Source organism: Metabacillus rhizolycopersici, from assembly GCF_020075705.1.
In genome coordinates this window covers 1-1,314 of record NZ_JAIQUM010000213.1, presented here as the reverse complement: position 1 = coordinate 1,314, position 1,314 = coordinate 1, and the positions used below count along the sequence as shown (strand labels likewise).

The window sequence follows — 1,314 nt, the reverse complement described above, 5'->3', positions numbered from 1 at the left end:
AATTGTTATTATCCCCTTATAGTGGACAGTAAAAAGAAAGGATTGTACTGTTTTCTATGGAGGGGATTTTTTCATGGGGAAAATTAGAACAACCTATACAAAAGAGATTAAGCTAAAAGCGATTAATTTATACGAAAACGAAGATATGGGGATTAGATCAATTTCCAAAGAGTTAGGGATTGGATTTACAACTGTCCAAAGATGGATAGCTCACTATAAAAGAGAAGGAATTCAAGGGTTAGATGAAAAGAGAGGAACATCTCGTAACCCACTTAAAGGTAGAGCTAAAAAAGACTATGAAAGTGATACAGAAAAAATGACTCGATTAGAAGCAGAGAATGCCTTTTTAAAAAAGCTCTTAGCTGCGAAAAGGGGGATGATACAGGAAAAGAAAAATCGTTAAAATACAAAATAATTCATGAGCTTATGGATCAATTTACTATCATCACGTTATGTAAGATAGCCGGTGTTTCAAAAAGTGGCTATTATAAATGGCTAAAACGCCAAGATAACCCAACAGATAAGGAGTTGGATGATCAATCAATCGTAACTAAGATTATTGAATGCCAACAAGATCCTGATATTAATTGGAGCTACGGTTATCCCAGAGTTCAAACTTGGCTTAAAAAGACGTATGGTTTGAAAGTTAATCATAAGAGAATTTATCGTTTAATGAAAGCGAATGGCATTCAAGCGAAGATACGGGAAAAGAAGTGGAAGCACTTTGGACGAAAAGAAAAATATGTCGTTTCAGAGAACTATTTAAACAGAGAATTTTCAGCTACACGCCCGAATGAAAAATGGGTAACCGATATAACTTATCTATTATTTAATGGAATTAAACTCTATTTATCTGTGATACTAGACCTTTACAACAATGAGATTATTTCATATAAAATAAGTGAAAGAAATGATCTTAAACTAGTAGCTGATACAGTAAAAGAAGCCACAAAAAAAAGAGATGTGAAAGGACTCCTATTACATAGCGATCAAGGATTCCAGTACACATCAATAAGATATAACAAGCTATTAAAAAGATACAACATTAAGCAAAGTATGTCTAGAAAAGGAAATTGTTTAGATAACGCGTGTATGGAGAGTTTTTTTAGCCACTTTAAAGCTGAATGTTTTTACCGATACCAATTTGAGAGTTCGAATGAGGTTAAGGAAGCAGTAAAAAATTATATTAAGTTTTATAATAATAAACGTTTTCAAAAAAAATTAAATAACCTTAGCCCTACTGAATATAGAGCTAAGGCTGCTTAATAAGTGAACCTTTTATTAATTGTCTACTTGACGGGGATAAGACCAAAT

The 1,314-nt window shown here is 32.5% G+C and carries 2 protein-coding genes; both read left to right on the top strand.

Features of this window, described 5'->3' with window-relative positions; all coding sequences use genetic code 11:
- Positions 1-73 precede the first annotated feature (73 nt).
- Positions 74-403 (top strand): helix-turn-helix domain-containing protein, encoded by a 330-nt coding sequence (locus K9V48_RS28050; RefSeq protein WP_224142317.1) that lies wholly within the window; start codon positions 74-76, stop codon positions 401-403.
- Positions 325-1,266 carry an IS3 family transposase gene (locus K9V48_RS28045; protein ID WP_224142318.1) on the top strand — a complete coding sequence of 314 codons (942 nt, stop codon included), beginning with the start codon at positions 325-327 and terminating at the stop codon, positions 1,264-1,266. Before K9V48_RS28050 ends, K9V48_RS28045 begins: the two co-directional genes overlap by 79 nt.
- Positions 1,267-1,314: the final 48 nt, after the last annotated feature.

What these genes read in the sequence shown, in the direction of transcription:
- K9V48_RS28050 (WP_224142317.1), top strand. Translation starts at nt 74, where the DNA reads ATGGGGAAAATTAGAACAACCTATACAAAAGAGATTAAGCTAAAAGCG.